Source organism: Streptomyces sp. NPDC057565 (genome assembly GCF_042801455.1).
Taxonomy (GTDB): domain Bacteria; phylum Actinomycetota; class Actinomycetes; order Streptomycetales; family Streptomycetaceae; genus Streptomyces; species Streptomyces yanii.
In genome coordinates, this window is record NZ_JBHVFU010000013.1 from 137996 (window position 1) to 160443 (window position 22448).

Annotated in this window: 26 protein-coding genes and 2 pseudogenes; 20 read left to right on the forward strand and 8 right to left on the reverse strand. The window is 69.7% G+C overall.

Translation table 11 applies throughout. The annotated features are described in order from the left end of the window. Genes ACFU8W_RS23910 through ACFU8W_RS23965 form a run of 12 tightly spaced genes read left to right on the forward strand, consistent with a single transcriptional unit; the run spans position 1 to position 12915 of the window. Complete coding sequence (locus ACFU8W_RS23910; RefSeq protein ID WP_384040605.1) at positions 1–1305, forward strand: O-antigen ligase domain-containing protein; 1305 nt, start codon at positions 1–3, stop codon at positions 1303–1305. A 2-nt stretch (positions 1306–1307) separates the two neighbouring features. Further along, positions 1308–2546 carry a glycosyltransferase gene (locus ACFU8W_RS23915; RefSeq protein ID WP_384040608.1) on the forward strand — a complete coding sequence of 413 codons (1239 nt, stop codon included), beginning with the start codon at positions 1308–1310 and terminating at the stop codon, positions 2544–2546. After that, positions 2543–3778, forward strand: a complete 1236-nt coding sequence (locus ACFU8W_RS23920; RefSeq protein WP_384040611.1) for a class I SAM-dependent methyltransferase — start codon at positions 2543–2545, stop codon at positions 3776–3778. The genes ACFU8W_RS23915 and ACFU8W_RS23920 overlap by 4 nt, the downstream gene beginning before the upstream one ends. Then, the gene (locus ACFU8W_RS23925) at positions 3775–4584 is read left to right on the forward strand and encodes a glucose-1-phosphate cytidylyltransferase (protein ID WP_384040614.1); all 810 of its coding nucleotides are present in this window, start codon (positions 3775–3777) and stop codon (positions 4582–4584) included. The genes ACFU8W_RS23920 and ACFU8W_RS23925 overlap by 4 nt, the downstream gene beginning before the upstream one ends. Then, the gene (locus ACFU8W_RS23930) at positions 4581–5228 is read left to right on the forward strand and encodes a PIG-L deacetylase family protein (RefSeq protein WP_384040617.1); all 648 of its coding nucleotides are present in this window, start codon (positions 4581–4583) and stop codon (positions 5226–5228) included. Before ACFU8W_RS23925 ends, ACFU8W_RS23930 begins: the two co-directional genes overlap by 4 nt. A gap of 3 nt (positions 5229–5231) precedes the next feature. Beyond that, positions 5232–6257: an NAD-dependent epimerase/dehydratase family protein gene (locus ACFU8W_RS23935; protein WP_384040620.1), complete on the forward strand. Its 1026-nt coding sequence runs from the start codon at positions 5232–5234 to the stop codon at positions 6255–6257. After that, positions 6254–7528 carry a DUF4910 domain-containing protein gene (locus ACFU8W_RS23940; RefSeq protein ID WP_384040623.1) on the forward strand — a complete coding sequence of 425 codons (1275 nt, stop codon included), beginning with the start codon at positions 6254–6256 and terminating at the stop codon, positions 7526–7528. The genes ACFU8W_RS23935 and ACFU8W_RS23940 overlap by 4 nt, the downstream gene beginning before the upstream one ends. A gap of 5 nt (positions 7529–7533) precedes the next feature. Then, on the forward strand, positions 7534–8832 hold the full coding sequence (locus ACFU8W_RS23945) for a hypothetical protein (RefSeq protein WP_384040626.1): 1299 nt from the start codon (positions 7534–7536) through the stop codon (positions 8830–8832). Positions 8833–8839: 7 nt separating this feature from the next. Next, positions 8840–9787, forward strand: a complete 948-nt coding sequence (locus ACFU8W_RS23950) for a glycosyltransferase family 2 protein (RefSeq protein WP_384040629.1) — start codon at positions 8840–8842, stop codon at positions 9785–9787. Beyond that, positions 9784–11016, forward strand: coding sequence for a polysaccharide pyruvyl transferase family protein (locus ACFU8W_RS23955; protein ID WP_384040632.1), 1233 nt, complete (start codon positions 9784–9786; stop codon positions 11014–11016). The genes ACFU8W_RS23950 and ACFU8W_RS23955 overlap by 4 nt, the downstream gene beginning before the upstream one ends. Beyond that, entirely contained in the window at positions 11013–11564 is a 552-nt protein-coding gene (gene rfbC, locus ACFU8W_RS23960) for a dTDP-4-dehydrorhamnose 3,5-epimerase (RefSeq protein ID WP_384040635.1), read from the forward strand. The genes ACFU8W_RS23955 and rfbC overlap by 4 nt, the downstream gene beginning before the upstream one ends. Before the next feature lie 7 nt (positions 11565–11571). Beyond that, complete coding sequence (locus tag ACFU8W_RS23965; protein ID WP_384040638.1) at positions 11572–12915, forward strand: glutamate-1-semialdehyde 2,1-aminomutase; 1344 nt, start codon at positions 11572–11574, stop codon at positions 12913–12915. Positions 12916–12932: 17 nt separating this feature from the next. Here ACFU8W_RS23965 and ACFU8W_RS23970 read toward each other — a convergent pair whose 3' ends face one another. Beyond that, complete coding sequence (locus ACFU8W_RS23970) at positions 12933–13604, reverse strand: phosphatase PAP2 family protein (RefSeq protein WP_384040641.1); 672 nt, start codon at positions 13602–13604, stop codon at positions 12933–12935. Between the two features lie 65 nt (positions 13605–13669). Between ACFU8W_RS23970 and ACFU8W_RS23975 the strand changes: the two genes are divergently transcribed. Further along, complete coding sequence (locus ACFU8W_RS23975; protein ID WP_384040644.1) at positions 13670–14173, forward strand: hypothetical protein; 504 nt, start codon at positions 13670–13672, stop codon at positions 14171–14173. A 106-nt stretch (positions 14174–14279) separates the two neighbouring features. Here the strand turns inward: ACFU8W_RS23975 and ACFU8W_RS23980 are convergent. Beyond that, positions 14280–14452, reverse strand: a pseudogene (locus tag ACFU8W_RS23980) (IS5/IS1182 family transposase); the annotation flags it as partial. Positions 14453–14518: 66 nt separating this feature from the next. Next, positions 14519–15103, reverse strand: a complete 585-nt coding sequence (locus ACFU8W_RS23985) for a DinB family protein (RefSeq protein WP_384040647.1) — start codon at positions 15101–15103, stop codon at positions 14519–14521. Positions 15104–15108: 5 nt separating this feature from the next. Between ACFU8W_RS23985 and ACFU8W_RS23990 the strand changes: the two genes are divergently transcribed. Together ACFU8W_RS23990 and ACFU8W_RS23995 are read left to right on the forward strand one after the other, a co-directional pair. Beyond that, complete coding sequence (locus ACFU8W_RS23990; protein WP_384040650.1) at positions 15109–15237, forward strand: hypothetical protein; 129 nt, start codon at positions 15109–15111, stop codon at positions 15235–15237. Between the two features lie 296 nt (positions 15238–15533). After that, the gene (locus ACFU8W_RS23995; RefSeq protein WP_384040653.1) at positions 15534–15740 is read left to right on the forward strand and encodes a hypothetical protein; all 207 of its coding nucleotides are present in this window, start codon (positions 15534–15536) and stop codon (positions 15738–15740) included. 8 nt (positions 15741–15748) lie between these two features. Here the strand turns inward: ACFU8W_RS23995 and ACFU8W_RS24000 are convergent. Continuing rightward, positions 15749–15976, reverse strand: a pseudogene (locus tag ACFU8W_RS24000) (DUF6924 domain-containing protein). Positions 15977–16153: 177 nt separating this feature from the next. Between ACFU8W_RS24000 and ACFU8W_RS24005 the strand changes: the two are divergent. Together ACFU8W_RS24005 and ACFU8W_RS24010 are read left to right on the forward strand one after the other, a co-directional pair. Next, positions 16154–16726, forward strand: a complete 573-nt coding sequence (locus ACFU8W_RS24005; protein ID WP_384040759.1) for a DUF4240 domain-containing protein — start codon at positions 16154–16156, stop codon at positions 16724–16726. A gap of 99 nt (positions 16727–16825) precedes the next feature. Next, entirely contained in the window at positions 16826–17113 is a 288-nt protein-coding gene (locus ACFU8W_RS24010; RefSeq protein WP_384040656.1) for a hypothetical protein, read from the forward strand. A gap of 83 nt (positions 17114–17196) precedes the next feature. Here ACFU8W_RS24010 and ACFU8W_RS24015 read toward each other — a convergent pair whose 3' ends face one another. Continuing rightward, a complete protein-coding gene (locus ACFU8W_RS24015) occupies positions 17197–17418 on the reverse strand; it encodes a S1 RNA-binding domain-containing protein (protein ID WP_384040659.1) in 222 nt (73 codons plus the stop codon). On the opposite strand from ACFU8W_RS24015, the gene ACFU8W_RS24020 reads away from it, so the two are divergent. Continuing rightward, positions 17357–17557 (forward strand): hypothetical protein, encoded by a 201-nt coding sequence (locus ACFU8W_RS24020; protein WP_384040774.1) that lies wholly within the window; start codon positions 17357–17359, stop codon positions 17555–17557. The genes ACFU8W_RS24015 and ACFU8W_RS24020 overlap by 62 nt on opposite strands. 14 nt (positions 17558–17571) lie before the next feature. Here the strand turns inward: ACFU8W_RS24020 and ACFU8W_RS24025 are convergent, their stop codons facing one another. From ACFU8W_RS24025 to ACFU8W_RS24035, 3 genes are all read right to left on the reverse strand, one after another. Then, a complete protein-coding gene (locus ACFU8W_RS24025) occupies positions 17572–18246 on the reverse strand; it encodes an NAD(P)H-binding protein (RefSeq protein WP_384040662.1) in 675 nt (224 codons plus the stop codon). A gap of 148 nt (positions 18247–18394) precedes the next feature. Beyond that, positions 18395–19228: an oxidoreductase gene (locus ACFU8W_RS24030; protein WP_384040665.1), complete on the reverse strand. Its 834-nt coding sequence runs from the start codon at positions 19226–19228 to the stop codon at positions 18395–18397. Between the two features lie 49 nt (positions 19229–19277). Further along, positions 19278–20093 carry an SDR family oxidoreductase gene (locus ACFU8W_RS24035; RefSeq protein ID WP_384040668.1) on the reverse strand — a complete coding sequence of 272 codons (816 nt, stop codon included), beginning with the start codon at positions 20091–20093 and terminating at the stop codon, positions 19278–19280. Positions 20094–20289: 196 nt separating this feature from the next. Here ACFU8W_RS24035 and ACFU8W_RS24040 point away from each other — a divergent pair, with 196 nt between their 5' ends. Both ACFU8W_RS24040 and ACFU8W_RS24045 read left to right on the forward strand, forming a co-directional pair. Further along, positions 20290–21291, forward strand: a complete 1002-nt coding sequence (locus ACFU8W_RS24040) for an AraC family transcriptional regulator ligand-binding domain-containing protein (RefSeq protein WP_384040671.1) — start codon at positions 20290–20292, stop codon at positions 21289–21291. Positions 21292–21562: 271 nt separating this feature from the next. Further along, entirely contained in the window at positions 21563–22396 is an 834-nt protein-coding gene (locus ACFU8W_RS24045) for a PIG-L family deacetylase (RefSeq protein ID WP_384040674.1), read from the forward strand. Positions 22397–22448: the final 52 nt, after the last annotated feature.

Below are 22448 nucleotides of genomic sequence, written 5' to 3' on the forward strand. Positions count from 1 at the left end.
ATGGGCGGGGCACTGACGCGCGGTGGGCTGCCGGGCGGACCGGACACAGCGGGAACGCAGCCCGGCGCCGAACCGCGTCCTGCCGCCACACCGAGGATCGTCGGGATCGTCTGGGGGCTGCTGATCCTCAACACGCTCGGCTCCGCCGGGGCGGACACCATCATTCCGCTGCCCCGCTCCCTCATCCAGATGGTCACCATGGGCGCGCTGGTCGCCGCGTTCACGCTGGCGCTCGCGCTCAATCTCCGGCTGCACATCCGAGCCAGCGCCTTCGTGTTCCTGCTCACCCTGCTGCTCGTGCCGAGCGTGATCTCCAGCGCGTACCTGGAGTCCGGGTTCGGTGCGCTGTTCCGCTGCACCCGGCTGGCTCTCTTCATCGGCACGCTGTGGCTGCTCAGCCGCTGGTGGGACGGCAGCCTGACGTTCGTCCGGCACCACATCCGGATGTACTTCGCGGTGCTCGGGTCGGTGGCCGCCGGCTTGGTCGTCTCACCGGGCGCGGCCATGCCCGAGCTCTACGGCGGGCGCCTGGTCGGCGCGTTGTGGCCGCTCACCCCGCCGCAGATCGGACAGTACGCCGCGGTGATCACCGGGCTCACCGTGCTGCTCGTCCTGGGCCGCCGGACCGACAGGGCCAGCGCGGCGGTGGTCATCGTGCCGTCACTCGTCCTGCTCGCGTTGACCCATACCCGGACGGCCACGCTCGGCCTGTTCATCGGGCTGGCGTTGGCGATCGGCTCGCTCATCCCGACCAGCGCCGCCGCCCGCCGGTTCTTCACCTGGGCGGTGGTGTGCGCCACGGTGGCCGCGGTGGGGTTCGCCTCCGCGCTGCAGGCGTGGTTCCTGCGCGGACAGAGCAAGGAGAACTTCTCCAACCTCACCGGCCGGGCCAAGGTCTGGGACGCCCTGCTGGCTGCGCCCCGGTCGACCTCGGAGAAGTTGTTCGGCGTGGGCCTGGGCGACAAGTCGTTCGGCGGGCTGCCGATCGACAACAGCTGGCTGGCCGTTTACAACGAGCAGGGTCTGATCGGCGTCACCCTCGTCGCGGCGATCATCATCGTGCTGGGGAGCGTCGCGTTGCTGCGGCCACCGTCGCTGCAGAGGGCCTGCGCGATCTTCCTGATCAGCTACTGCGCGATTGCCTCGTACACCGAGGCCGGCCTTGGCGACGCCTCGCCGTATCTGCTGCATCTGGCCCTGGCCGCCTCGCTCCTTGCGGCACCTGCCGAGGTCGCTCCCCTCTCGACGCCCGAAGTCCCTCGACGACGCATCCCGCATGGGGCCCAGAGATCGGAGGTGACCTGAGCATGCACGTCCTCGTGGTGCACAACCGCTACGCCTCGGCGCAGCCGAGCGGCGAGAACAAGGTCGTCGACCAGGAGGTGGCGCTGCTGCGCGCGGCCGGCCACCGGGTCGAGGTGTTCGAGCGGCGCAGCGACGACATCGCCGACCGGTCCCTCCTCGCCAAGGCCGCGCTACCGCTGCTCGTGCCGTGGAACCCGGCGGTCCGCGCAGAGCTCGCCGCCCGGCTTCGCACCGAGCGGCCGGACGTGGTCCACGTCCACAACGTCTTCCCCCTCCTGTCACCCGCGGTGCTGGCCGCCTGCGCCGACGCCGGCGTACCCGTCGTCGCCACGCTGCACAACTACACCCAGGTCTGCCCGCCCGGCACACTGCAGCGGGACGGCCAACCGTGCACCAAGTGCGTCGGCTCTGCACCACTGCCCGCCGTCCGCCACGGCTGCTACCGGAACTCCCGGCTGGCGACGGTGCCGCTCGCGGTCAGCCTGTCGGTCAACCGGCGGCGGTGGTGGTCCGGCGTGGAGCGGTTCTTCTGCATCTCCGCGGCACAGCGCGACGTCCTGGTGCGGGCCGGCATGCCGGCCGAGCGGCTGGCGGTGAAGCACAACTTCGTGCCCGACCCGGGCACCTGCCGAGCCGGCGCCGGCGAGCATCTGCTCTATCTCGGCCGACTCGCGGAGGCCAAGGGCGTGCGACTGCTCATGGCCGCGTGGGACGAGATCGCCGCTGACGGCGGTGTGGGCGTGCCACTCGTGATCGCCGGCGCGGGGCCACTGGAGCCAGAGGTGACCGCCTGGGCGGCGGGCCGGGACGACGTGCGGTACGTCGGCCTGTACGACCCGGCCCAGTGCCGGGAGGCCGTCGCGCGGTCGGTCGCCGTGGTGGCTCCCTCGACATGGCTTGAGGCGTTCGGCCTCGTGGTCGTGGAGGCGATGGCGGCGGGGGTCCCGACCGTCGCCGCCGGTCACGGCGCCTTCGTCGAACTCGTCGAGGACGGGGTGACCGGGCTGCTGCACCAGCCGGGCGAGCCCACCTCGCTCGCGTCCTGCATACGCCGGATCACGACCGAGCCGGCCCTGGGCCGGGAGATGGGCCAGGCGGCCCGGCGCCGTTACGAGCAGGGGTTCAGCCCGGCCGTCGGCCTTGAACGCCTGGTGGAGGAATACCGCACCGCGATCGCGGGGCGGTCAGCACTGGCTCGCGGCGGGGACACCCGCGCGAGCAAGGATGGGGACAGTAGATGACACAATGCCGACTCTGCGGCTCAAAGGCGATGGCGAGCGTCGTCGATCTCGGGGCGACGCCACCATGTGAGAGCTTTCTCGCCGCGGACCAACTGGATCAACCGGAGCCGGCGTACCCGCTGCACCTGCGGGTCTGCACCGACTGCTGGCTGGCGCAGATCCCTCCGCTGATCACGCCGGAGGAGACGTTCACGCAGTACGCGTACTTCTCCTCCTACTCGACCTCCTGGGTGGAGCACGCGCGCACGTTCGTCGGCGACGCCGTACAGCGCCTTGCTCTCGGCCCCGACGCCTTCGTGGTCGAGGTCGCGAGCAACGACGGGTACCTGCTGAGGCACATGGTGGACCGGGGGATCCGCTGCCTCGGCATCGAGCCGTCGGTGAACGTCGGCGCCGCGGCGCGGGACGCGGGTGTGCCCACGCTCACGGAGTTCCTGGACCCGGCCACCGGCTCGGCCGTCCGCGCCGAGCACGGCCCGGCGGACCTGGTGGTAGCCAACAACGTGTACGCGCACATCCCCGACGTGGTCGGATTCACCCGGGGGCTGCGCGCCCTGGTCGCCGACGACGGCTGGGTCTCCATCGAGGTGCAGCACCTGTTGACCCTGATCGAGGAGAACCAGTACGACACGATCTACCACGAGCACTTCCAGTACTACACGGTCGCGTCCGCGACCCGGGCGCTGGCGAGCGGCGGACTCGCGCTCGTGGACGTCGAGTTGCTGCCCACGCACGGCGGCTCCATCCGGCTGTGGGCCCGGCCGGCCGAGGTGGCCGGCGAGCCGACCCGGCGGGTGGCCGACGTGTTGAACCGGGAGAAGGCCGCCGGGCTGCAGGAGCTGTCCGGGTACACCGAGTTCTCCGCTCGGGTGGCCAAGGTGCGTCGGGACCTCCTGCGGTTCCTCATCGAGGCGGCCGAGCGCGGCGAGACGGTCGTCGGCTACGGCGCCCCGGGCAAGGGCAACACCCTGCTCAACCACTGCGGCATCCGGCCCGACCTGCTCCCGTACACGGTCGACCGCAACCCCTACAAACACGGCAGGTTCACCCCGGGCACCCGCATCCCGATCCTGCCGCCCGAGCAGATCAGCACCGACAGACCGGACTACGTGCTGGTCCTCCCGTGGAACCTGCGGGACGAACTGGTCGAGCAACTGTCCTTCGTGCACGCCTGGGGCGGTCGGCTGGTCTTCCCCGTCCCGGAACTGAGCATTGTCGAGGTCAAGTCATGAAGGTCGTACTGTTCTGCGGCGGTTATGGGCTGCGTATGCGCAGCGGAGCCTCCGACGACATGCCCAAGCCGATGGCGATGGTCGGCCCGCGGCCGCTGATCTGGCATGTCATGCGCTACTACGCGTACTTCGGGCACACGGAGTTCATCCTGTGTCTCGGGTACGGGGCGCATCACATCAAGAACTTCTTCCTCAACTACGAGGAGACGACGTCCAACGACTTCGTGCTGCGGGGCGGGCAAACCGAGCTGCTGTCCACCGACATCGCCGACTGGACGATCACATTCGCACAGACCGGCATCGAGTCACCGATCGGGGAGCGGCTGCGCCGGGTGCGGCACCACTTGGACGGCGACGAGATGTTCCTCGCCAACTACGCCGACGTGCTCACCGACGCCCCGCTGCCGAAGATGATCGACCGGTTCGCCCGGCGCGACGCCGGTGCGTCGATGATGGTGGTGCCGCCGCAGTCCTCGTTCCACTGCGTGGACCTGGGCGAGGACGGCCTGGTGGGGGGCATCACCGCGGTGAGCGAACTACCGCTGTGGGAGAACGGCGGCTACTTCGTGCTCCGCCAGGAGGTCTTCGACCACATCCCGGAGAACGGGGACCTGGTCGCCGACGGATGCGCCGAACTGGCCAAGCGCGGCCGGTTGGTGGCGCACCAGCACCGCGGCTTCTGGAAGCCGACCGACACCGTGAAGGAGCGGGCCGCGCTCGACGACGCGTACGCCCGGGGCAACCGCCCGTGGGCCGTGTGGGAACGGGACGGCGCGGGGGCGAACGCCGAAGTGGGGATCGCATGATCCAGCTCAGCGCCGGGCGCCTGGACCGGATCGTCGCGGTGGGCGCGCACTGCGACGACATCGCCATCGGCGCCGGCGGCACGCTGCTGACGCTGTGCCGCGCGCGGCCGGGTATCCGCGTCGACGTGCTGGTGCTCTCCGGCGGTGGCAGCGAGCGGGAGCAGGAGGAGCAGGCCGCGCTCGTTGCCTTCTGCCCGGGCGCCGACCTGCGGCTGACCGTGCTCAAGCTGCCGGACGGCCGGCTGCCCGCGCACTGGGAGGAGGCCAAGGCCGCGGTCGAGGAGCTGCGTCTGCAGACCGAGCCGGATCTGGTCCTCGCGCCGCGTACCGATGACGCGCACCAGGATCACCGCGGCCTGGCGCAGTTGCTGCCCACCGCGTTCCGCGACCACCTGGTGCTCGGCTACGAGATCGTCAAGTGGGACGGCGATCTCGGCCGTCCGGCGGTGTACCAGCCGCTGTCGCCGGAGATCGCCGAACAGAAGGTGCGGCTGCTGCAGGAGCACTACCCCTCGCAGCGGGACCGGCCCTGGTACGACCGGGAAGCCTTCCTCGGTCTTGCACGAATCCGCGGCATCGAATGCCACGCGCGCTACGCCGAGGCGTTCGCCGTCACCAAACTCACTCTCAATCTGGGGGAATGAACCATGCGCGTACTGCTGACCGGACACCAGGGCTACCTGGGCACCGTGATGGCCCCGGTCCTCGCGGCCGCCGGACATGAGGTCGTCGGTCTGGACGCCGGCCTGTTCGCCGACTGCGTCCTTGGCCCGCCGCCCGCGGACCCGCCGGGTCACCGGGTGGACCTGCGCGACGTCACGGCCGACCACGTGGCCGGGGTGGACGCCGTGATCCACCTGGCCGCACTGTCCAACGACCCGCTGGGATCGCTGGCGCCGGAGCTCACCTACGACATCAACCACCACGCGTCCGTGCGGCTGGCCCGACTGGCCCGCGACGCCGGAGTGCGGCGCTTTTTGTACGCGTCGACCTGCTCGGTCTACGGCGCCGCCGGCGGCGACGACCTGGTGACCGAGGACGCCCCGCTGCGCCCGGTGACGCCGTACGCGGAGTCCAAGGTGCGGGTGGAGGACGACCTGCACGCGCTGGCCGACGGCGACTTCACCCCGGTGTTCATGCGCAACGCCACCGCCTTCGGCTACTCACCCCGGCTGCGCGCCGACATCGTGCTGAACAACCTGGTGGGCCACGCGCTCCTGTCCGGCGAGGTCCTTGTGCTCTCCGACGGCACCCCTTGGCGCCCGCTGGTGCACGCCGCCGACATCGCACGGGCTTTCACGGCCGCGCTGAGCGCGCCACGCGAGGCGGTGCACGACCGCGCGTTCAACATCGGCAGCGAGATCAACAACGTCACGGTCGCCGAGATTGCCGAGCAGGTCGCCGAGGCGGTGTCCAGCGCGAAGGTGGTGATCACCGGGGAGACCGGTGCCGATCCGCGGTCGTACCGGGTGGACTTCTCCCGGTTCCGCGCCGCGATTCCCGGCTTCGACTGCGAGTGGACGGTGAAGGAGGGCGCGCTCGAACTCGCCGACACCTACCGGAAACACGCGCTGACCCGGGAGGACTTCGAGCAACGCTTCACCCGGCTGGCCGTGCTGCGCGCGGCGTCCGACGCCGGCGCCGTCGACGACACGCTGCGGTGGCGCCGATGACCGCGGTCGGCGAGCAGATGCACGCGCTGGTGGAGCGTCTGTACCCGCTGTGCCGGAGCATCACCGGCGACGGGGTGCGCGCCACCCTGGACATCGTCGGCGAGTACGTTCCGCTGCAGGTGCACGAGGTGCCGACCGGGACTGAGGTGCTCGACTGGACGGTGCCGCAGGAGTGGAACATCCGGGACGCGTACATCGCCGACAGCGCCGGCAAGCGGGTCGTCGACTTCGCCGCGTCCAGCCTGCACGTGCTCGGCTACAGCGTGCCGGTGTCGGCGACCATGCCGCTGGCCGAGCTCCGCGCGCACCTGCACACCCTCCCGGAGCACCCGGCCTGGGTGCCGTACCGCACCAGCTACTACAAGCCGGAATGGGGGTTCTGCCTGGCCCAGGAGACCTTGGACGCGCTGCCGGACGGCGAGTACGAGGTGCGCATCGACTCCACGCTCGCGGACGGCCACCTCACCTACGCCGAACACGTGGTCCCCGGGCAGGTCCCCGACGAGGTGATCGTCTCCTGCCACGTCTGCCACCCGTCGCTGGCCAACGACAACCTGGCCGGCATCGCGGTGGCGACGTTCCTGGCCGGCGCGCTGGCGCATGAGACGCCGTACTACACCTACCGGTTCATCTACGCGCCCGGCACCGTCGGGGCGATCACCTGGCTGGCCCGCAACGCGGAGCGGGTGGATCGGGTCAAGCACGGGCTCGTACTGGCCTGCGCCGGCGACTCGGGGCAGCTGACGTACAAGCAGAGCAGACGCGGCGACGCGGAGATCGACCGGGTGATGCGATATGTGCTGGCCGCCTCCGAACGCCCGCACCGCGTCGACGAGTTCACCCCGTACGGGTACGACGAGCGGCAGTACTGTTCGCCCGGGTTCGATCTCGGCGTGGGATCGCTCAGCCGGACCCCGTACGCCGGGTACCCCGAGTACCACACCTCGGCTGACAACCCGGACTTCGTCTCCCCGGAGGCGATGGCGGACACCCTTGCGGTCTGCCGCGAGGCGTTCGCCGTGCTCGACCGCAACCGGCGGTACCTCAACCTCAGCCCCTACGGCGAACCACAGCTGGGCCGACGCGGGTTGTACGACACGCTCGGCGGCCGCAGCGACACCAAGCAGGCCCAGATGGCCATGCTCTGGGTGCTCAATCTCTCCGACGGCGAGCACAGTCTGCTGGACGTCGCCGAGCGGTCCGGGCTGCCGTTCGACACCGTCGCCGTCGCTGCCGGCGCCCTGCACGACGCCGGGCTGATCAAAGCATGACGCCGATGACCATCGAGGGGGAGAAGACGACGACACCGGCCGGATCCGCCCGGCGGGCCATCGTCGGCCGGTTGTCCTGGGGACTGGCCGATCAGGCGGCCTCCAGCATGAGCAACTTCGTGGTGGGGATCTACGTGGCCCGCTCGCTGGGGGTGACCGCGTTCGGCGTGTTCAGCCTGGCCTGGGTGACCTACGGCGTGGTGCTCAACGTCTCCCGCGGGCTGGCCACCGACCCGCTCGTGGTGCGCTTCAGCGGAGCGCCGGACGCGTCCTGGCGCGGGGCGGTGGCCCGGTCGTCGGGTACCGCGCTCGGCGTCGGTGCCGCCCTCGGCACGGCGTGTCTGGTGGTCGGGCTTGGTCTTGGCGGCAGCGTGGGGCCCGCGTTCGCCTGCCTCGGCGTCATGCTGCCTGGGCTGCTGCTGCAGGACGCCTGGCGGTTCTCGTTCTTCGCCGCCGGCGCAGGGCGGAAGGCGTTCGTCAACGACCTCGTGTGGGGCGTCGCACTCGTCCCGGCCCTGGTCGTGGCGGCCCGCGTGGGCAGCGTGTCCGCTTTCGTGCTCGCGTGGGGCGCGTCTGCCACGGTGGCGGCGGGGTACGGCTGCCTCCAGTCCGACATCCGGCCCCGGATGACCGGAGCGCGCGGGTGGCTTCGCGAGCAGCGCGATCTCGGCTACCGGTACCTCGTCGAGAACGTCAGCCTCAGCGGCGCGAGCCAGCTGCGGGCGTACGGGCTCGGCGCGATCGTCGGGGTCGGCGCGGTGGGTGCGGTCCGGGGCGCCGAGCTGCTGCTCGGCCCGTTCCTCGCCGTGCTGATGGGTCTTTCGCTGGTCACCGTCCCGGAGGCGGCACGGGTGCTGCAGCGGGCCCCGCACCGCCTTGGCACGTTCTGCCTCCTGCTGGGTGGCGGGCAGGCCGCCGGCGCGCTGCTCTGGGGCGGGGCGCTGCTGCTGATGCCGGACCGGCTCGGCGAGCTCGTGCTCGGCGGCGTCTGGCACTCCGCCGCGGAGCTCGTTGTGCCGGTCACCCTCGGCATCGCGGGCGTCGGCCTCGGCACCGGCGCGGCGGCCGGGCTGCGCGCGCTCGCTGCGGCCCAGCGCAGCCTGCGCTGCCAGCTGTTCGCCTCCGCCTGCTATGTCAGCGGCGGGCTCGGCGGGGCGGCCGCGGCCGGCACGGTCGGCTCGGCCTGGGGCGTCGCTGCCGCGACCGTCAGCGGCTCGGCCGTGTGGTGGCTGCAACTGCGGTCCGCCCTGCGCGAGCACCACCAGGACTCCATTCCCAAAGTCAGGACTCCATTCCCAAAGTAAGGACGCCATGACCGCCCGCCCCAGGCTGAGCATCGGCCTGCCCGTGTACAACGGCGAGGAGTACCTCGCCGAGTCGCTCGACGCCCTCCTCGGCCAGACCTACGAGGACTTCGAGCTGGTCATCTCCGACAACGCCTCGACCGACGGGACCGAGGAGATCTGCCGCAAGTACGTCGCGCAGGACTCGCGCATCCGCTACCTCCGGCTGCCACGGAACATCGGCGCCGCGCCGAACCACAACCACGTGTTCACCAAGTGCCGCAGCGAGCTGTTCAAGTGGGCCTCGCACGACGACCTGTACGCCCGGGACCTGCTGCGCCGCTGTGTGGAGGCGCTGGACGAGCGGCCGGACGTGGTCCTCGCGCACTCCGACCAGGCGGTCATCGACGGCGAAGGACAGGTGAAGGTCCCGTACGAGTACGGGCTCGCCACTGCCTCGCCGCACGCGCCGGAGCGCTTCCGCAGTTTCCTGTTCGAGCCCGGTGGCGACGACTTCTACGGGGTGATGCGTGCCGACATGCTGCGCCGGGTGAGGCCGCACGACAGCTACCACCACGCGGACCGCACATTCGTCGCCGAGATCGTCCTGCAGGGGCCCTTCCATCAGGTGCCGGAGCTGCTGTACTTCCGCCGCGACCACCCCACCCGCGCCGAGCGGGCGAACCCCGGCAAGCGCTCCCGCTCCATCAACCTGGACCCGCGCCGGGCGGGCCTGCTGCACCCGACGCCCCGGCTGCTCGCCGAGTACATGTGGGGCTTCGTCGCGGCGATCCGGCGGGCGCCGTTGTCCTCGGCCGACCGACGCGCGTGCTACCGCCACCTGGCCGCATGGATGACCAGCCGGGTCCGGCCCGGCGCCGGCGAGCGGGTCGAGGACCGCGCCCCGGTCGACCCAGACCGGCTCACCATCTCCGTCGACGCCCTCGTCGCCAGCCGTGAAGGGAGGCAGGCATGACGTCCGCGGACGAAACCCCGGTGCGCGTCGGGGTGTTCGGCCTGCTCGGCTCCGGCAACCTCGGCAACGACGGGTCGCTCGAGGCCGTGCTCGGGTACCTCCGCGCCGAGCACCCGGAGGCAGTCGTGGACGCGCTGTGCGGCGGACCCGAGGTCGTCGCGACCCGGTACGGGATCCCCGCGACGCGGCTGCACTGGAACCGCGGGGAGTACCGGACCGCGTCGCGTGCGGGCGCGATCGCGGCGAAGGGTCTGGGCAAACTCGTCGACGCCGTCCGCACCGCTGCCTGGGTGCGCCGGCACAACGTGGTGATCGTGCCGGGCATGGGCGTCCTGGAGGCCACGCTGCCGCTGCGGCCGTGGGGCTTCCCGTACGCACTGTTCCTGCTCTGCGCGAGCGGCCGGCTGCTTCGCACCCGGGTCGCGCTGGTCGGCGTCGGCGCCGCCGCGATCGGCAACCGGCCCACCCGAGCCCTGGTGCGCTGGTCGGCGCGGCTGGCCGCGTACCGCTCGTACCGGGATGCCCAGTCCCGCGACGCGATGCGGGCGATGGGCGTGGACACCGCGCGCGACGAGGTCCACCCGGATCTCGCGTTCGCTCTGCCGACGCCGCGGGCGAGCGCGCCGTCGGGCCCGCCAGGCCTGGTCTGCGTCGGCGTCATGGACTTCCACGGCGGCAACGACGACCGTGCCCGAGCCGAGGAGATCCACCGGCGCTACCTCGACGGGACGATCCGCTTCGTCCGCGCGCTGGTCGAGGACGGCAGGCCGGTCAGGCTGCTCACCGGCGACAAGTGCGATGCGCCGGTGGTCGCCGCGATCCTCGACATGGTGGACTCGCCGCTGGTCACCGCTGCCGAGGCGGCCTCACTTGCCGACCTGATGAAGGAGACGGCGGCTGCCGACACCGTGGTGGCGATCCGATACCACAACCTGATCTGCGCGCTGAAGGTCGGCACGCCGACGCTCGCACTCAGCTATGCGGCGAAGAGCGACGCGCTCATGGCCCAGATGGGCCTTGCCGCGTACTGCCACCCGGCTCGCGAGGTCGACGCCGACCGGCTGCTCGAGCAGTTCCGGGCGCTGGAGCAGCGATCGGCCGAGCTGCGACAGACCCTCACCGAGCGGAACCTGGCCGCCGCCCAGCGCCTTGAGCACCAGTTCACCGCCTTGACCGCGGCCCTGTTCCCGGCGGCCGACCACGCCCACGCCTTGCGGGAGGCTCCATGAAGGCAACCAAGATCCCGGCGATCGACGGCGCGTACCTGTTCGAGCCGACGCCGTACGCCGACGAGCGCGGCTTCTTCTGCCGCACCTTCGACGCCGACGTGGTCCGCTCGGTGGGCCTCGACTCGGACGCCTTCGTCCAGGACAGCGTGTCCCGCTCGGTCCGGGGCGTACTGCGCGGCCTGCACCTGCGCTCCGGCGCCGGCGAGTCCAAGCTGGTGCGGTGCTCGTACGGGAGGATCTTCGACGTCGTCGTGGACCTGCGGACGGACTCGCCGACCTACCGCAACCGGGCCTTCTTCGAGCTGTCCGGCGAGACCCAGGTGACCCTGTACATCCCGGCGGGGTGCGCGCACGGCTTCCAGGCGCTGACCGAAACCGCCGACACCTCGTACCGGATCGACCGCCCGCACGATCCGGCCGAGGACGTGACGATCGCCTTCGACGACCCGGAGCTCGCCATTCCCTGGCCGCTGCCGGCCACATCGATGTCCCAGCGGGACCGGGAGGCGCCGAGCCTCGCCGAGGTCCTGAAGCAAAGAGAGAAGTGAGGTCGGCGTGGACACCAAAGAGACCAAAGAGACCGATGAGTTCCTCCTGCCCCGGTCGCGGACGGCGAACGAGCGGCTGCACGCCATGATCCCCGGGGGCGCGCACACCTACGCCAAGGGCGACGACCAGTACCCCGAGAACCTGGCCCCGGTCATCAGCAACGGCCGCGGTGCCCACGTGTGGGACATCGACGGCAACCGCTACATCGAGTACGGCTCCGGCCTGCGGTCGGTCAGCCTCGGCCACGCCCACCCGCGCGTGATCGAGGCGGTACGGCGAGAACTCGACCGCGGCAGCAACTTCGTCCGGCCGTCCATCGTGGAGGTCGAGGCCGCGGAACGCTTCCTGGCCACGGTACCGACCGCCGAGATGGTGAAGTTCGCGAAGAACGGCTCCGACGTCACCACCGCCGCGGTGCGCCTCGCCCGCGCCGTCACCGGGCGCCCGCGGGTGGCCATCTGCGCCGACCATCCGTTCTTCTCCGTCGACGACTGGTTCATCGGCACCACGCCGATGTCCGCCGGCATTCCGGCGGCGACCACCGAGCTCACCGTGGCGTTCCCCTACGGGGACCTGACCGCCACGGAGGAGTTGCTCACCCGGTACCAGGACGAGGTCGCCTGCCTGATCCTCGAACCTGCAGGCCACACCGAGCCGCCGCCCGGGTACCTCGCCGGCCTGCGCGAACTGGCCGACCGGCACGGCTGCGTACTGATCTTCGATGAGATGATCACCGGCTTCCGCTGGTCCGAGGCGGGCGCCCAGGGCCTGTACGGCGTCGCCCCCGACCTCTCCACGTTCGGCAAGGCGCTGGGCAACGGGTTCGCCGTCTCCGCGCTGGCTGGGCGCCGCGATCTGATGGAACGGGGCGGGCTGCGTCACTCCCGCGACCGGGTGTTCCTGCTGTCCACCACGCACGGTGCGGAAACGCACTCCCTGGCAGCCGCGATGGCCGTGCAGACCACCTACGTCGAGGAGGGCATCACCGCGCGACTGCATGCCCTCGGCGAGCGGTTGGCCGCCGGTGTCCGCGACGCCGCGGCCGTCATGGGCGTCGGCGACCACGTCATCGTCCGGGGCCGGGCCAGCAACCTGGTCTTCGCCACCCTCGACGAGAACCGGCAGCCGTCGCAGCAGCACCGCACCCTGTTCCTGCGCCGACTCCTCGCGGGCGGAGTGCTGGCCCCGTCGTTCGTGGTGAGCAGTGCGCTTGACGACGCCGACATCGACCGCACCGTTGATGTGGTGGCCCAGGCATGTGCGGTGTACCGAAAGGCATTGGACGCCGCCGACCCCACCCCCTGGCTGGCCGGGCGACCCGTGAAGCCCGTATTCCGCCGCTTGGCATGACGAGACGTGACGCGACGTCAGCGGCGCTCCCGACGACCGACGTCGGCCATCCGGCCGGCGATCCGGTCGACCAGCCACGCGGTCGCCGGTACCACCGCCAGCGCGGTGCACCAGCCGCCGAGGACGTCGGTCGGGTAGTGCGCGCCCAGGGCGACCTGCGCCCATCCCATCGCGGCGCCGGCCACCAGCGCCGCGGCGAGCACGAGTGACGTCCCGGCCGTCCTGCCGAGCCCGAGCCGGCCGGTCGCGAGCAGCGCCACCACGAGGGCGAGTGCGGTGAAGAAGGCCGTGTGCCCGCTCGGATAGGCCAGGTTGCCGTCGCCGTGGATGGTGCGTCCCACCAGGTGCTTGAGCAGCGTCGCCGTCCCCACGCTCAGGCCGACGCCGACAACGATGAGCACCCCCGCGCGAGGACGCCGAAGCAGCAGGCAGCCCGTCACGGCGGCTACGACCAGCATCTCCGCTCCGGCGGGCTCCCCCCAGAAGTCCGTGGCCAGAGCGACCTTCCGCCACGGCGGCCGCACACCGTCCACCACGGGCTGGAACCACCCGTCCACCCTGCCGGGCTTGTCGTGGCCGGCGTACAAGACCCCGACCACGACGACCACCAGCGCGGCGAGGGCCGCGATCAGCCCGAGCCACGCGCGCAGCGACGGGGGCAGCACTCCGGGCGCCGGCCGGCCGGTCACACGCCCACCGCGTCCGGTCGACCTGCGGTAGTGACCTTCTTGTCCGCCGTGCGCAGCGTCGGGCGTTGCGGGATTACGTCGCCGCCCTGCTGGCGCCGCGGGACCGCAACAAGACGCTGACCTCGTTGGCGAAGCCGGTGACCGCGCCCCACGACGGCGGGGCATTGTTTCCGGACGACTCCGGTGCCCGGAAGTCCGGGCACGCCACGGCCAGTGTGTCCCATCAGTACCTCGGCTCCCGCGGGCAGGTCGGAAAAGGCATCGTCGCGGCCGCCACCGCCCGGATCGTCAGCCTGTACGGGCGGCTGCGCGGCTGGACCGAGCAAGATCATGAACCCGTCAAGCACGAACTGGGCCGGGCCGACTTCCAGGTCCTCTCCTGCCAGGCGATCCAACGCGAGCCCCCCGTCGTGTCCGACCACCCTCCAGCGACCATAACCGCCCCGCGGACACCCGCTCCTGACCTGTACGACTCCGCGCGAGTCGTCAGCCTGTGCAGCCACGAACTCACCAGCCTGGCCATCGTCCTGGCCAAGGGCATCGGGATCAGCCTCTACTTGTCACCCTAACCAACAACCCGGTCGCGGAGTGTAAGCCGCGCCCCGTTTCGTGGCGTCCCTGAAGCCAGATCTATCACCTTGGCGTACGGAGACACACGAGCAGCGCCAAAACAACTCCGCGATCGACCGGGTTCGGCCCGGTCAGCGATCCCCCTCTTTGGCGCGAACGGAGGCCGCGTCGACGATCGCCGAGGTCCAGTCCACCTCGCCCCGGGCCCCGAGTTCGTCCAGCACCGCCCGGTGCAGCCGACGCCACAGGCCGGCCTCGGTCCATACCGTGAAGCGGCGATGCGATAGATCAGCACCCACGACCGGCATCATGCCGCACGAACATCAAGTCGCGTGAGACAGCCTCTAAGTCTTGATTGGTGCGGCCGTCCTGGCGGCCTGCTCGATCTTCGCGCAGTAGGCTGCACGGGCTTCCTCGTCGATCTGCTTCTCGTGTTCGGCGCGCAACCCGGTCCGGCCGTCGAGGCCCTCGCGCAGGATATCGGCGTGCCCGGCATGCCGGATGGACTCGCCCAGGACATGGACCATGATGCCGAACAGGTTCGTGTCGGTATAAGGCTCCGGCCACCACGGCACGTGGCCGGGGGCGTCGAGGGGAAGCTCGTTGATCGTCGCGTCCGAGTGTTCCCACGTGCGCCGGTAGAACCCGATGATCTGATCGCGGGTCTCGTCCTCGGTCGCCCACAGATCGCTGCCGTCGGAGTCCTGCCACCGGCACAGCGGTTCCGGGGAAGGGCGGTCGAAGACCTCGCCGAAGTACCTGGCCTCGACGGTGGCCACGTGTTTGACCAGGCCGAGGAGGTTGGTCCCGGTCGCTGTCAAAGGTCGGCGGGCGTCGTATTCGGACAAGCCGTCGAGCTTCCAGAGCAGCGCCTTGCGGTCCCGCCGCAGTCTCCCGTGCAGGTTGTCTTTCGCGAATTCATCGATCATGCGGCATGAGCCTGCCATGGGCTGCTCGTGGTCTCAAGATCCCGTACGTGGTCCGCAACGGCTGGCAGAGCCGAGGCCTGGCCATGGCCGCCGCTCTGACCTGCTACAAGAAGCTCGCGAAACTTGCCACGTGAGACAACCTCTTAGTTGACTGAGCGCCGGGCCGCCTCGAGTACAAGCCGCCACCCATGACAGGCTCGCTAATTTCAGCCGAACTGCACAGCGGAGCGGGCCAACGGTTTCCGCCGCAGCATGAACAAGGAGTAGTCATTCCAGGTGTGACCTGATTCACATAAATTAATGTGTGGGTGAACCGTAGGCCGCCTGGCAGTGGACGGAAGAGCCGCGAGTGGCGATTACTGAGCTCGCCCTTGTCCAGGCGGAATACCAGCCTCCTCAAACGCCAACGGGTGCTGGACACCATCCAGCCATGTGGCAGCAGCTCGAACATCAGCTCGACCAGATCAGCAACAGGAAACTGACCGAGCGGATCACCGAACTCACAGAGGCCAACAGGAAACTCGAACACGACCTGGCGCAGCTCCGGCCACTCGCCGACTACGTCAAAGAACTGGAACGGGACCTGGCCGCGGCCCGCACCGGCCTGCGGCAGATGATCCGGGACGAGAACCGGTAGTAGCTGGTTCAGAAGGACCGGTAGATGCGGTCGGGATCGGTGAAGGCTGCCTCGGCGAACTCCGCGAAGTCCATGTTGGCGATCGCCAAATTGCCGTGCACGTCGTGGACGCCGGCCGGGATGGTCCGGAACTCTCAAGGCGGTTGGGAGTCGCTGAGCTCCTGGTAGTCCATCGGGTCGAGGTCTTCGTCCTCGGTGATGTCGAGGGCGAGCAGCGCGCGATGGGCAGACTGCATCGTGACCCGATCGGCGACGAACACAACGCTCAGGTTCTCGTCTCGTCTCGTCTCGCCTCGTTGAGAACCTCATCGGGCGTGGGACGAAAGGTCGTCGCGGTTGTCGCCGTGGTCACAGTGGTAGCCATCAGCCCCAGCAGGAGCCGGTGTCATACCCAGCTGGCAGAGCTCCCAGCCATGGACACCTTTGAGTTCTGGACCATCATCGAGGCCGCTCGCTCGGCCAGCACGGCAGACAAGCCCTTCGTCGATGCCCTGGTTGATGAGCTGGCCACCCGTTCCAAAGGGGACCTCCTCCGCTACGAGGAACGCTTCGACAAGGTGCATGGAGCTGTCTACCGATGGGACGTGTGGGCAGCCGCCTACCTCATAGGTGGCGGCTGCTCGGACGACAGCTTCATGGACTTCCGCGCCGGCCTGATCGCGCTGGGTCGCGACTGGTACGAGAGGGCTGCAGCCTGCCCGGACAGTCTCGCTGAGCATCCTGCGGTGATCGCCGCCGCAGAGACGTACGACGATGAAGCCGTGTTCTACGAGGACGTCAACTACGCGGCCAGCGGCGCGTTCAAGCGCGTCACCGGCGGTGAAGAGGACTTCTACGATGCCTGGGACGAGTACGCAGCCTCACGTGACCGTTCCGGACAAGACTCCGTAGAGATGGGCGAAGACTTCGACTTCGACGACCCCGATGAGATGCGACGCCGACTCCCGGGACTCGCCGCCCTCTACCTCCTCGACACACCACGCTGAGCAGCGACGGACAGCGAGACGCGCTCTCGATAGGTCGGCTGGCAACGGGCCGAGCTCGGCACTCGATTCGCAGCGAATCCTCCCCGCTAATGGAGCCTCATGACAGACCTCGCCAAGCAGCGACTCCGTATTGCGATGTCCGCCCTCAGCGAAGCCATTCCTCACGACCTCCGCCGCCCTCCCCTTGGTTGGCCTGCTGTTCGGGCATGGGAAGCCGAACATGTCCTTGAACTGCCCGAGCCGTACCGCACGTTCGTCGCCGAGATCTCCAACGGCACCTGGGAAGGCCCGCCCTTGGCCCATGGGCTGCTACCACTGGGACAACTCCCCGAGAGCTGGCAGTGCTGGGAAGCCGAATGCTGGCTGAGCCCTGAACCACTCGACTGAGTACACCCGCGGTGGGCCAATACCGTGAGAATCCGGGGATTTCGACGCGCCTGTGAGCGTCCGGCTCCGGGGCATGTGCGCTGTCAGATACCAGGTTCGTCCTGGCTGGCGGAGATCGCTTGACGGTGCGAGAGCGTGATGCGTCGCTGGACTGGGTCGATTTCCAGGATCTTGACTGAGAGTGCGTCTCCGACTTGGACGACCAGCTGTCGATGGTCCGGGTGCCTCTCGCCCAGTTCGGAGTTGTGCACCAGCCCCTCCGCCTTCCAGTCGGTGCAAGCCGTACTGGCCATGGCCGCCGTCATCGCCCTCCTCGCCGCCTGGTCCCGCCCCGCCCCCTGGCTCCTGGCACTCGTGCTGCTCGTCCTCTTCGCGACCTGGGCTTTCGCGTTCGTCCGATGGCTGCGCCAAGGCTCCTTGATCAACGAGAGGCAGGCCGAGTGACATCGTCATCTCCTTCATCTCCTTGCGGTGGCGAGGTCGTTGATGTCGGGGTTGCGCAGGACGGCGGGAGCGTTGCTGCCCGGCCGGGAAGCGACGAGCATGGCGCGGCCGACGGCGTCCGTGGTGCTGATGTGCTGGGGGAAGAGGCGCTTGAGCAGCGGGTGGACGACCGCGGTGGCGCGGTAGAGCCGGCGGTAGAGCGAGGTCCGGGAGACAGCGCCGTCGACCGGCTGGATGAAGCCGGGACGGAACATGTACGCGGTCATGGGCAGCGCCCGGAGGTCGTTCTCCGTACGGCCCTTGACGCGGGCCCACATCTGTCGGCTCCTGCCGGTGGGGTCGGTGCCCTCGCCGGAGACGTACACGAAGGTCAGGTTCGGGCTCGCGGCGATCAGGGCGCGTGCGGCGGCCAGTGCGTAGTCGTAGGTGACGCGGGTGTACTCGGCTTCGGTGCGGCCCACGGCGGAGACACCGAGGCAGTAGAAGCAGGCGTCCAGGCCGGTGAGCTGGTCCTGGATCGCCGTGTAGTCGGTGAAGTCGGCGTGGACGATCTGCCTCAGCTTGGGATGGGCCACGTCCAGGGGCGTTCGGACGACCGCGAGGACTTCGGTGACCGCGTCGTCCCGCAGACAGGCACGCAGGGCGCCGTGCCCGATCATTCCGGACGCTCCGAAGACGATGACGCGCACGAGTTCTCCTGGTGGTGAGGGTGTGCCCGGGGAGGGTTTCAGTGAAAAGGGTGATGGTGGGGCGCGGTGCAGGCGTCGCCCCGGTCCAGGCCGTCCGCGGCCCGCCGCCCGCGGCGCGGGGCCGCTTAGGGCGGACCGTCTCGGGGGGTCAGCGGGGAAGGCCCATGGACCGGGAGACCAGGGTGTCGAAGGCGCGGTCGGGCAGGAAGCGCCGCAGGCCGATGAGCGGGCGGGCGCTGAATCCGGTGGCGTAGCGGGTCTTGGGCCGGCGTGCTGTGACGGCCTTGCCTATGGCGTCGGCGATGACGGTGGGCGGGGACATGCGCTTGACCATGGCCTCGGAGCGCATGGAGGCGGCGACGGCCTCGGCCTGGCCGGCGTAGGCGCCCGAGGCGGAGGACTTCTCCAAATGGTCGGCAGCGATGCCGCTCCACTCGGTGCGGATGCCGCCGGGTTCGATGACGACGACGTCGATACCGAAGGGCTTGACCTCGATCCGCAGGCAGTCGCTGAGGGCTTCGAGGGCGAACTTGGTGCCGTGGTACCAGCCGCCCAGCGGGGTGTAGACCTTCCCGCCCATCGAGGTGATGTTGATGACTGTCCCGCTGCGGCGGGCACGCATGTGCGGCAGGGCGATCTGTGTCAGGCGGACGGCGCCGAAGACGTTGACGTCGAACTGGCGGCGGGCCTCGTCCTGCGAGACGTCCTCCAGGGCACCGTACGAGCCGTATCCGGCGTTGTTGACCAGGACGTCGATGCGCCCGGTCTCGGAGATGACGCGGTCGACTCCGTTGCGCATGGAGTCGTCGTCGGTGACGTCCATCGCCAGCGGACGCAGGCCGTGTTCGGCGAGCTTGTGCAGGCGGTCGGTGCGGCGGGCCGCTCCGTAGACGGTGTAGCCGAGGCCGATCAGCTTGAGGGCGGTCGCTTCGCCGATGCCGGAGGAGGCGCCGGTCACGAGGGCGGTCTTGGTGGTGGTCATGGGAGTCCTCATCGTCAGACAGGGTGCGGGGCTCGTCGGTGCCTGCTGATCAGATACCGAACTGGGTCTTGATGCCGCCGATGAAAGTGGCGTCGGCGGCGGCGGCACGGGTGGCGATCAGCTCGGTGGCGTACGGGCCGGCCGGGTAGCGCAGCTGGTCGGTGCCGTCGGTTGCGGCCCGGTAGACGGTCTCGGCGACGACGTCGGGTTCGTCGCCGGCGACGGTCAGCTGCTCCTGCGCTGTGAGGAACGCATGGACGAACTTCTGGTACTCGGCGAGGGACTCGTCGTTGGTGAAGTCGAAGGAGCGGCCGGCGAAGTCGGTGTTGACGATGCCTGGCTCGACGATCTTGACGTCGACGCCGATCGCGGCAAGTTCGTAGTGCAGGGCCTCACTCAGTCCTTCGACGGCGAATTTGGTGCCGTGGTACAGGGTGCCGAGCGGGAAGGTGACCTTGCCGCCGATGGAGGAGATGTTGATGACGGTGCCGCTGCCGTTCGCGCGCAAGTGCGGCAGGACGGCCTTGGTCGTCTCCAGCAGGCCCATGACGTTCACGTCGAACTGCCGGCGGGCCTTGTCCATCGGGATCGCCTCCAGCAGACCGTAGGCGCCGTACCCCGCATTGTTGAGCAGCACGTCGATCCGCCCGAAGCGCTCCAGGCCGGCGTCGACGGCCGAAGTGATAGAGGCGGAGTCCTGCACGTCGAGCCGGGTGACGAGTACGTTGTCCAGCGCAGTGAGCTCGGTCTCCCGCTCGGGGCTGCGCATCGTGGCGATCACGTTCCAGCCCTGCTCGTGGAAGAGCTTCGCGGTCGCCCGGCCGATGCCGCTCGAGCTGCCGGTGATGAGGACGGTCCTGGTCATGGTCGTCTCCGATCCTTCGTCGTGTCCACCGCTGCGGTGGCTCGTGGCCTCCACGCTAGGCGGAGAATCACGACAAAGAACTAGCGAAAGACGCCTTCCCTCTTGCCATTCGCGCCAACGCCGAATGGCGCCTTCTGCGTGTCGAATGGCGCACACGGCATCCCCGCCGCCGCATGCGGGCAACTACCCTCGATTCATGGCATCAGACCGGTTCACCCTGGACCCGGGGGCCCGTGCGCTCCTGCACGACCTCGGAATCTCCGTCGCCAGCGTGCTGCGGCGGGCGCAGCTCCCGGCCGGCGTCTTCGCGCACGGCCAGGTCTCGATGACGGTCGAGGAGTACTACCGGTTCTGGGACGCGCTCGACGCCGAGGCCGCGGATCCCGACCTGGCGGCGAGGATCGGGCGGGCTCTGTCCGTCGAGGCATTCAATCCGCCGATCTTCGCGGCGCTGTGCAGCGCGAACCTGCGCACCGCGGCCGAGCGCATCGCCGCGTTCAAGCCGCTCATCGGCCCATTGAACCTCCGCGTCACCTTCGACCACACCGGCCTGACGATCGCAGTCAACTGGCCCGAGGGGCAGCCCCCGCCCCCACTGCTTGTCTCCGCCGAGCTCGCGTTCTGGGTAGCACTGGCACGCATCGGCACGCGGCGCGAGGTGCACCCGACCCGCGTCGCCATGCGCCGCGCCCCGCAACCCTCAGCTGAGACGACCTCCTACTTCGGCACGCAGATCCGCGAAGGCAAGACCGACGCCGTCACCTTCTCCGCCGAGGACGCCTCGCTGCCGTTCCTCACCGAGGACGAGTCCATGTGGGACTTCTTCGCACCGGAACTGCGCCGCCGCCTGTCCGATCTCGAAGCGTCCGCCACCACGGCCGACCGAGTGCGGGCCGCGCTCCACGAGCGCCTGCCCGCCGGCGAGAGCTCCATCAACGCCATCGCCGCGCAGCTCATGCTCAGCCCCCGCACGCTCCAGCGACAACTGCGAGCAGAGGACACCAGCTACCAGGCCGTCCTCAGCGACACCCGAGAGAAACTCGCCCGCCGCTACCTCGCGGACCGGTCCCTCCCCACCTCCCAGGTCGCCTACCTCCTCGCCTACGACGACACCAACTCCTTCTACCGCGCCTTCCGCCGCTGGACCGGACTCACCCCGGAAGCCGCACGCAACGGCGGCCACCTCGCCCCCGCCTGACCGGTGAAGTCGGATCCGACGTGGCGCTGAGACATGCAGGTCGCGCCTGTACCTCGTTCGCGTTGAACGCCGATGTCTGGAAGGCCGAGCGGACGCGCCGGGAACAGCCGGTCCGGCCGGCACGGTTGCATCGACCGAGGGGCCGGAGCCGCACGGGCGGGGAATAGGGAGACCATAGGGTCGTCCGCCCCACCAGGATCCGGGCCCCCGGATCGCGGCACGCCCGCCGCGCACTCGGACCAAGACGTATTTCTGCAGGAGGAACTGTTTCATGACTGACCGGCCCTTGACGCTCATGGCAGTACACGCCCACCCCGACGACGAGGCCACCGGAACCGGAGGGGTCCTCGCGCGGTACGCGGCGGAAGGCATCCGCACGGTTCTCGTGACGTGTACCGACGGCGGTTGCGGTGACGGACCGGGAGGTGTCAAGCCGGGCGATCCCGGGCACGATCCGGCGGCGGTCGCCTTGATGCGCCGTCAAGAACTCGAAGCGAGCTGTGACGTCCTGAAGGTCAGCGATCTGGAGACGCTGGACTATGCCGACTCCGGGATGGCGGGCTGGCAGAGCAACGACGCCCCCGGATCCTTCTGGCAGACCCCCGTGCAGGAAGGCGCGGCCCGACTCGCGGAACTCATGCGGCACTACCGACCTGATGTGGTCGTCACCTACGACGAGAACGGCTTCTACGGCCACCCCGACCACATCCAGGCCCACCGCATCACGATGGCGGCGCTGGAGATGACCGCGCTGACACCGAAGGTGTACTGGACCACGATGCCCCGCTCGATGATGCAGCGGTTCGGCGAGATCATGCGCAAGTTTCATGAGGACATGCCGGAGCCGGATCCTGCAGAGGCCGCCGCGATGGCCGAGATCGGCCTCCCCGACGATGAGATCACCACGTGGGTGGACACGACAGGGTTCAGCGGTCAGAAGTTCGACGCGTTGGCCGCGCACGCCAGTCAGGGTGAGAACATCTTCTTCCTCAAGATGGGCAAGGAGAGGTTCGGCGAGTTGATGGGCATGGAGACCTTCGTACGTGTCCAGGACGCCACCGGCGCGGCCATACCCGAGAACGATCTCTTCGCCGGACTGCGCTGATCCGCCCGCCCGGCCGGCCGGCCGGGAAAGCGCATCGACCGCACGGCGCGAT

Coding starts and splice junctions, on each gene's coding strand:
- ACFU8W_RS23910 (WP_384040605.1), top strand. CDS start 1: ATGGGCGGGGCACTGACGCGCGGTGGGCTGCCGGGCGGACCGGACACA.
- ACFU8W_RS23915 (WP_384040608.1), top strand. CDS start 1,308: ATGCACGTCCTCGTGGTGCACAACCGCTACGCCTCGGCGCAGCCGAGC.
- ACFU8W_RS23920 (WP_384040611.1), top strand. CDS start 2,543: ATGACACAATGCCGACTCTGCGGCTCAAAGGCGATGGCGAGCGTCGTC.
- ACFU8W_RS23925 (WP_384040614.1), top strand. CDS start 3,775: ATGAAGGTCGTACTGTTCTGCGGCGGTTATGGGCTGCGTATGCGCAGC.
- ACFU8W_RS23930 (WP_384040617.1), top strand. CDS start 4,581: ATGATCCAGCTCAGCGCCGGGCGCCTGGACCGGATCGTCGCGGTGGGC.
- ACFU8W_RS23935 (WP_384040620.1), top strand. CDS start 5,232: ATGCGCGTACTGCTGACCGGACACCAGGGCTACCTGGGCACCGTGATG.
- ACFU8W_RS23940 (WP_384040623.1), top strand. CDS start 6,254: ATGACCGCGGTCGGCGAGCAGATGCACGCGCTGGTGGAGCGTCTGTAC.
- ACFU8W_RS23945 (WP_384040626.1), top strand. CDS start 7,534: ATGACCATCGAGGGGGAGAAGACGACGACACCGGCCGGATCCGCCCGG.
- ACFU8W_RS23950 (WP_384040629.1), top strand. CDS start 8,840: ATGACCGCCCGCCCCAGGCTGAGCATCGGCCTGCCCGTGTACAACGGC.
- ACFU8W_RS23955 (WP_384040632.1), top strand. CDS start 9,784: ATGACGTCCGCGGACGAAACCCCGGTGCGCGTCGGGGTGTTCGGCCTG.
- rfbC (WP_384040635.1), top strand. CDS start 11,013: ATGAAGGCAACCAAGATCCCGGCGATCGACGGCGCGTACCTGTTCGAG.
- ACFU8W_RS23985 (WP_384040647.1), bottom strand. CDS start 15,103: ATGATCGATGAATTCGCGAAAGACAACCTGCACGGGAGACTGCGGCGG.
- ACFU8W_RS23990 (WP_384040650.1), top strand. CDS start 15,109: ATGAGCCTGCCATGGGCTGCTCGTGGTCTCAAGATCCCGTACGTGGTC.
- ACFU8W_RS23995 (WP_384040653.1), top strand. CDS start 15,534: ATGTGGCAGCAGCTCGAACATCAGCTCGACCAGATCAGCAACAGGAAA.
- ACFU8W_RS24005 (WP_384040759.1), top strand. CDS start 16,154: ATGGACACCTTTGAGTTCTGGACCATCATCGAGGCCGCTCGCTCGGCC.
- ACFU8W_RS24010 (WP_384040656.1), top strand. CDS start 16,826: ATGACAGACCTCGCCAAGCAGCGACTCCGTATTGCGATGTCCGCCCTC.
- ACFU8W_RS24015 (WP_384040659.1), bottom strand. CDS start 17,418: ATGACGGCGGCCATGGCCAGTACGGCTTGCACCGACTGGAAGGCGGAG.
- ACFU8W_RS24030 (WP_384040665.1), bottom strand. CDS start 19,228: ATGACCACCACCAAGACCGCCCTCGTGACCGGCGCCTCCTCCGGCATC.
- ACFU8W_RS24035 (WP_384040668.1), bottom strand. CDS start 20,093: ATGACCAGGACCGTCCTCATCACCGGCAGCTCGAGCGGCATCGGCCGG.
- ACFU8W_RS24040 (WP_384040671.1), top strand. CDS start 20,290: ATGGCATCAGACCGGTTCACCCTGGACCCGGGGGCCCGTGCGCTCCTG.
- ACFU8W_RS24045 (WP_384040674.1), top strand. CDS start 21,563: ATGACTGACCGGCCCTTGACGCTCATGGCAGTACACGCCCACCCCGAC.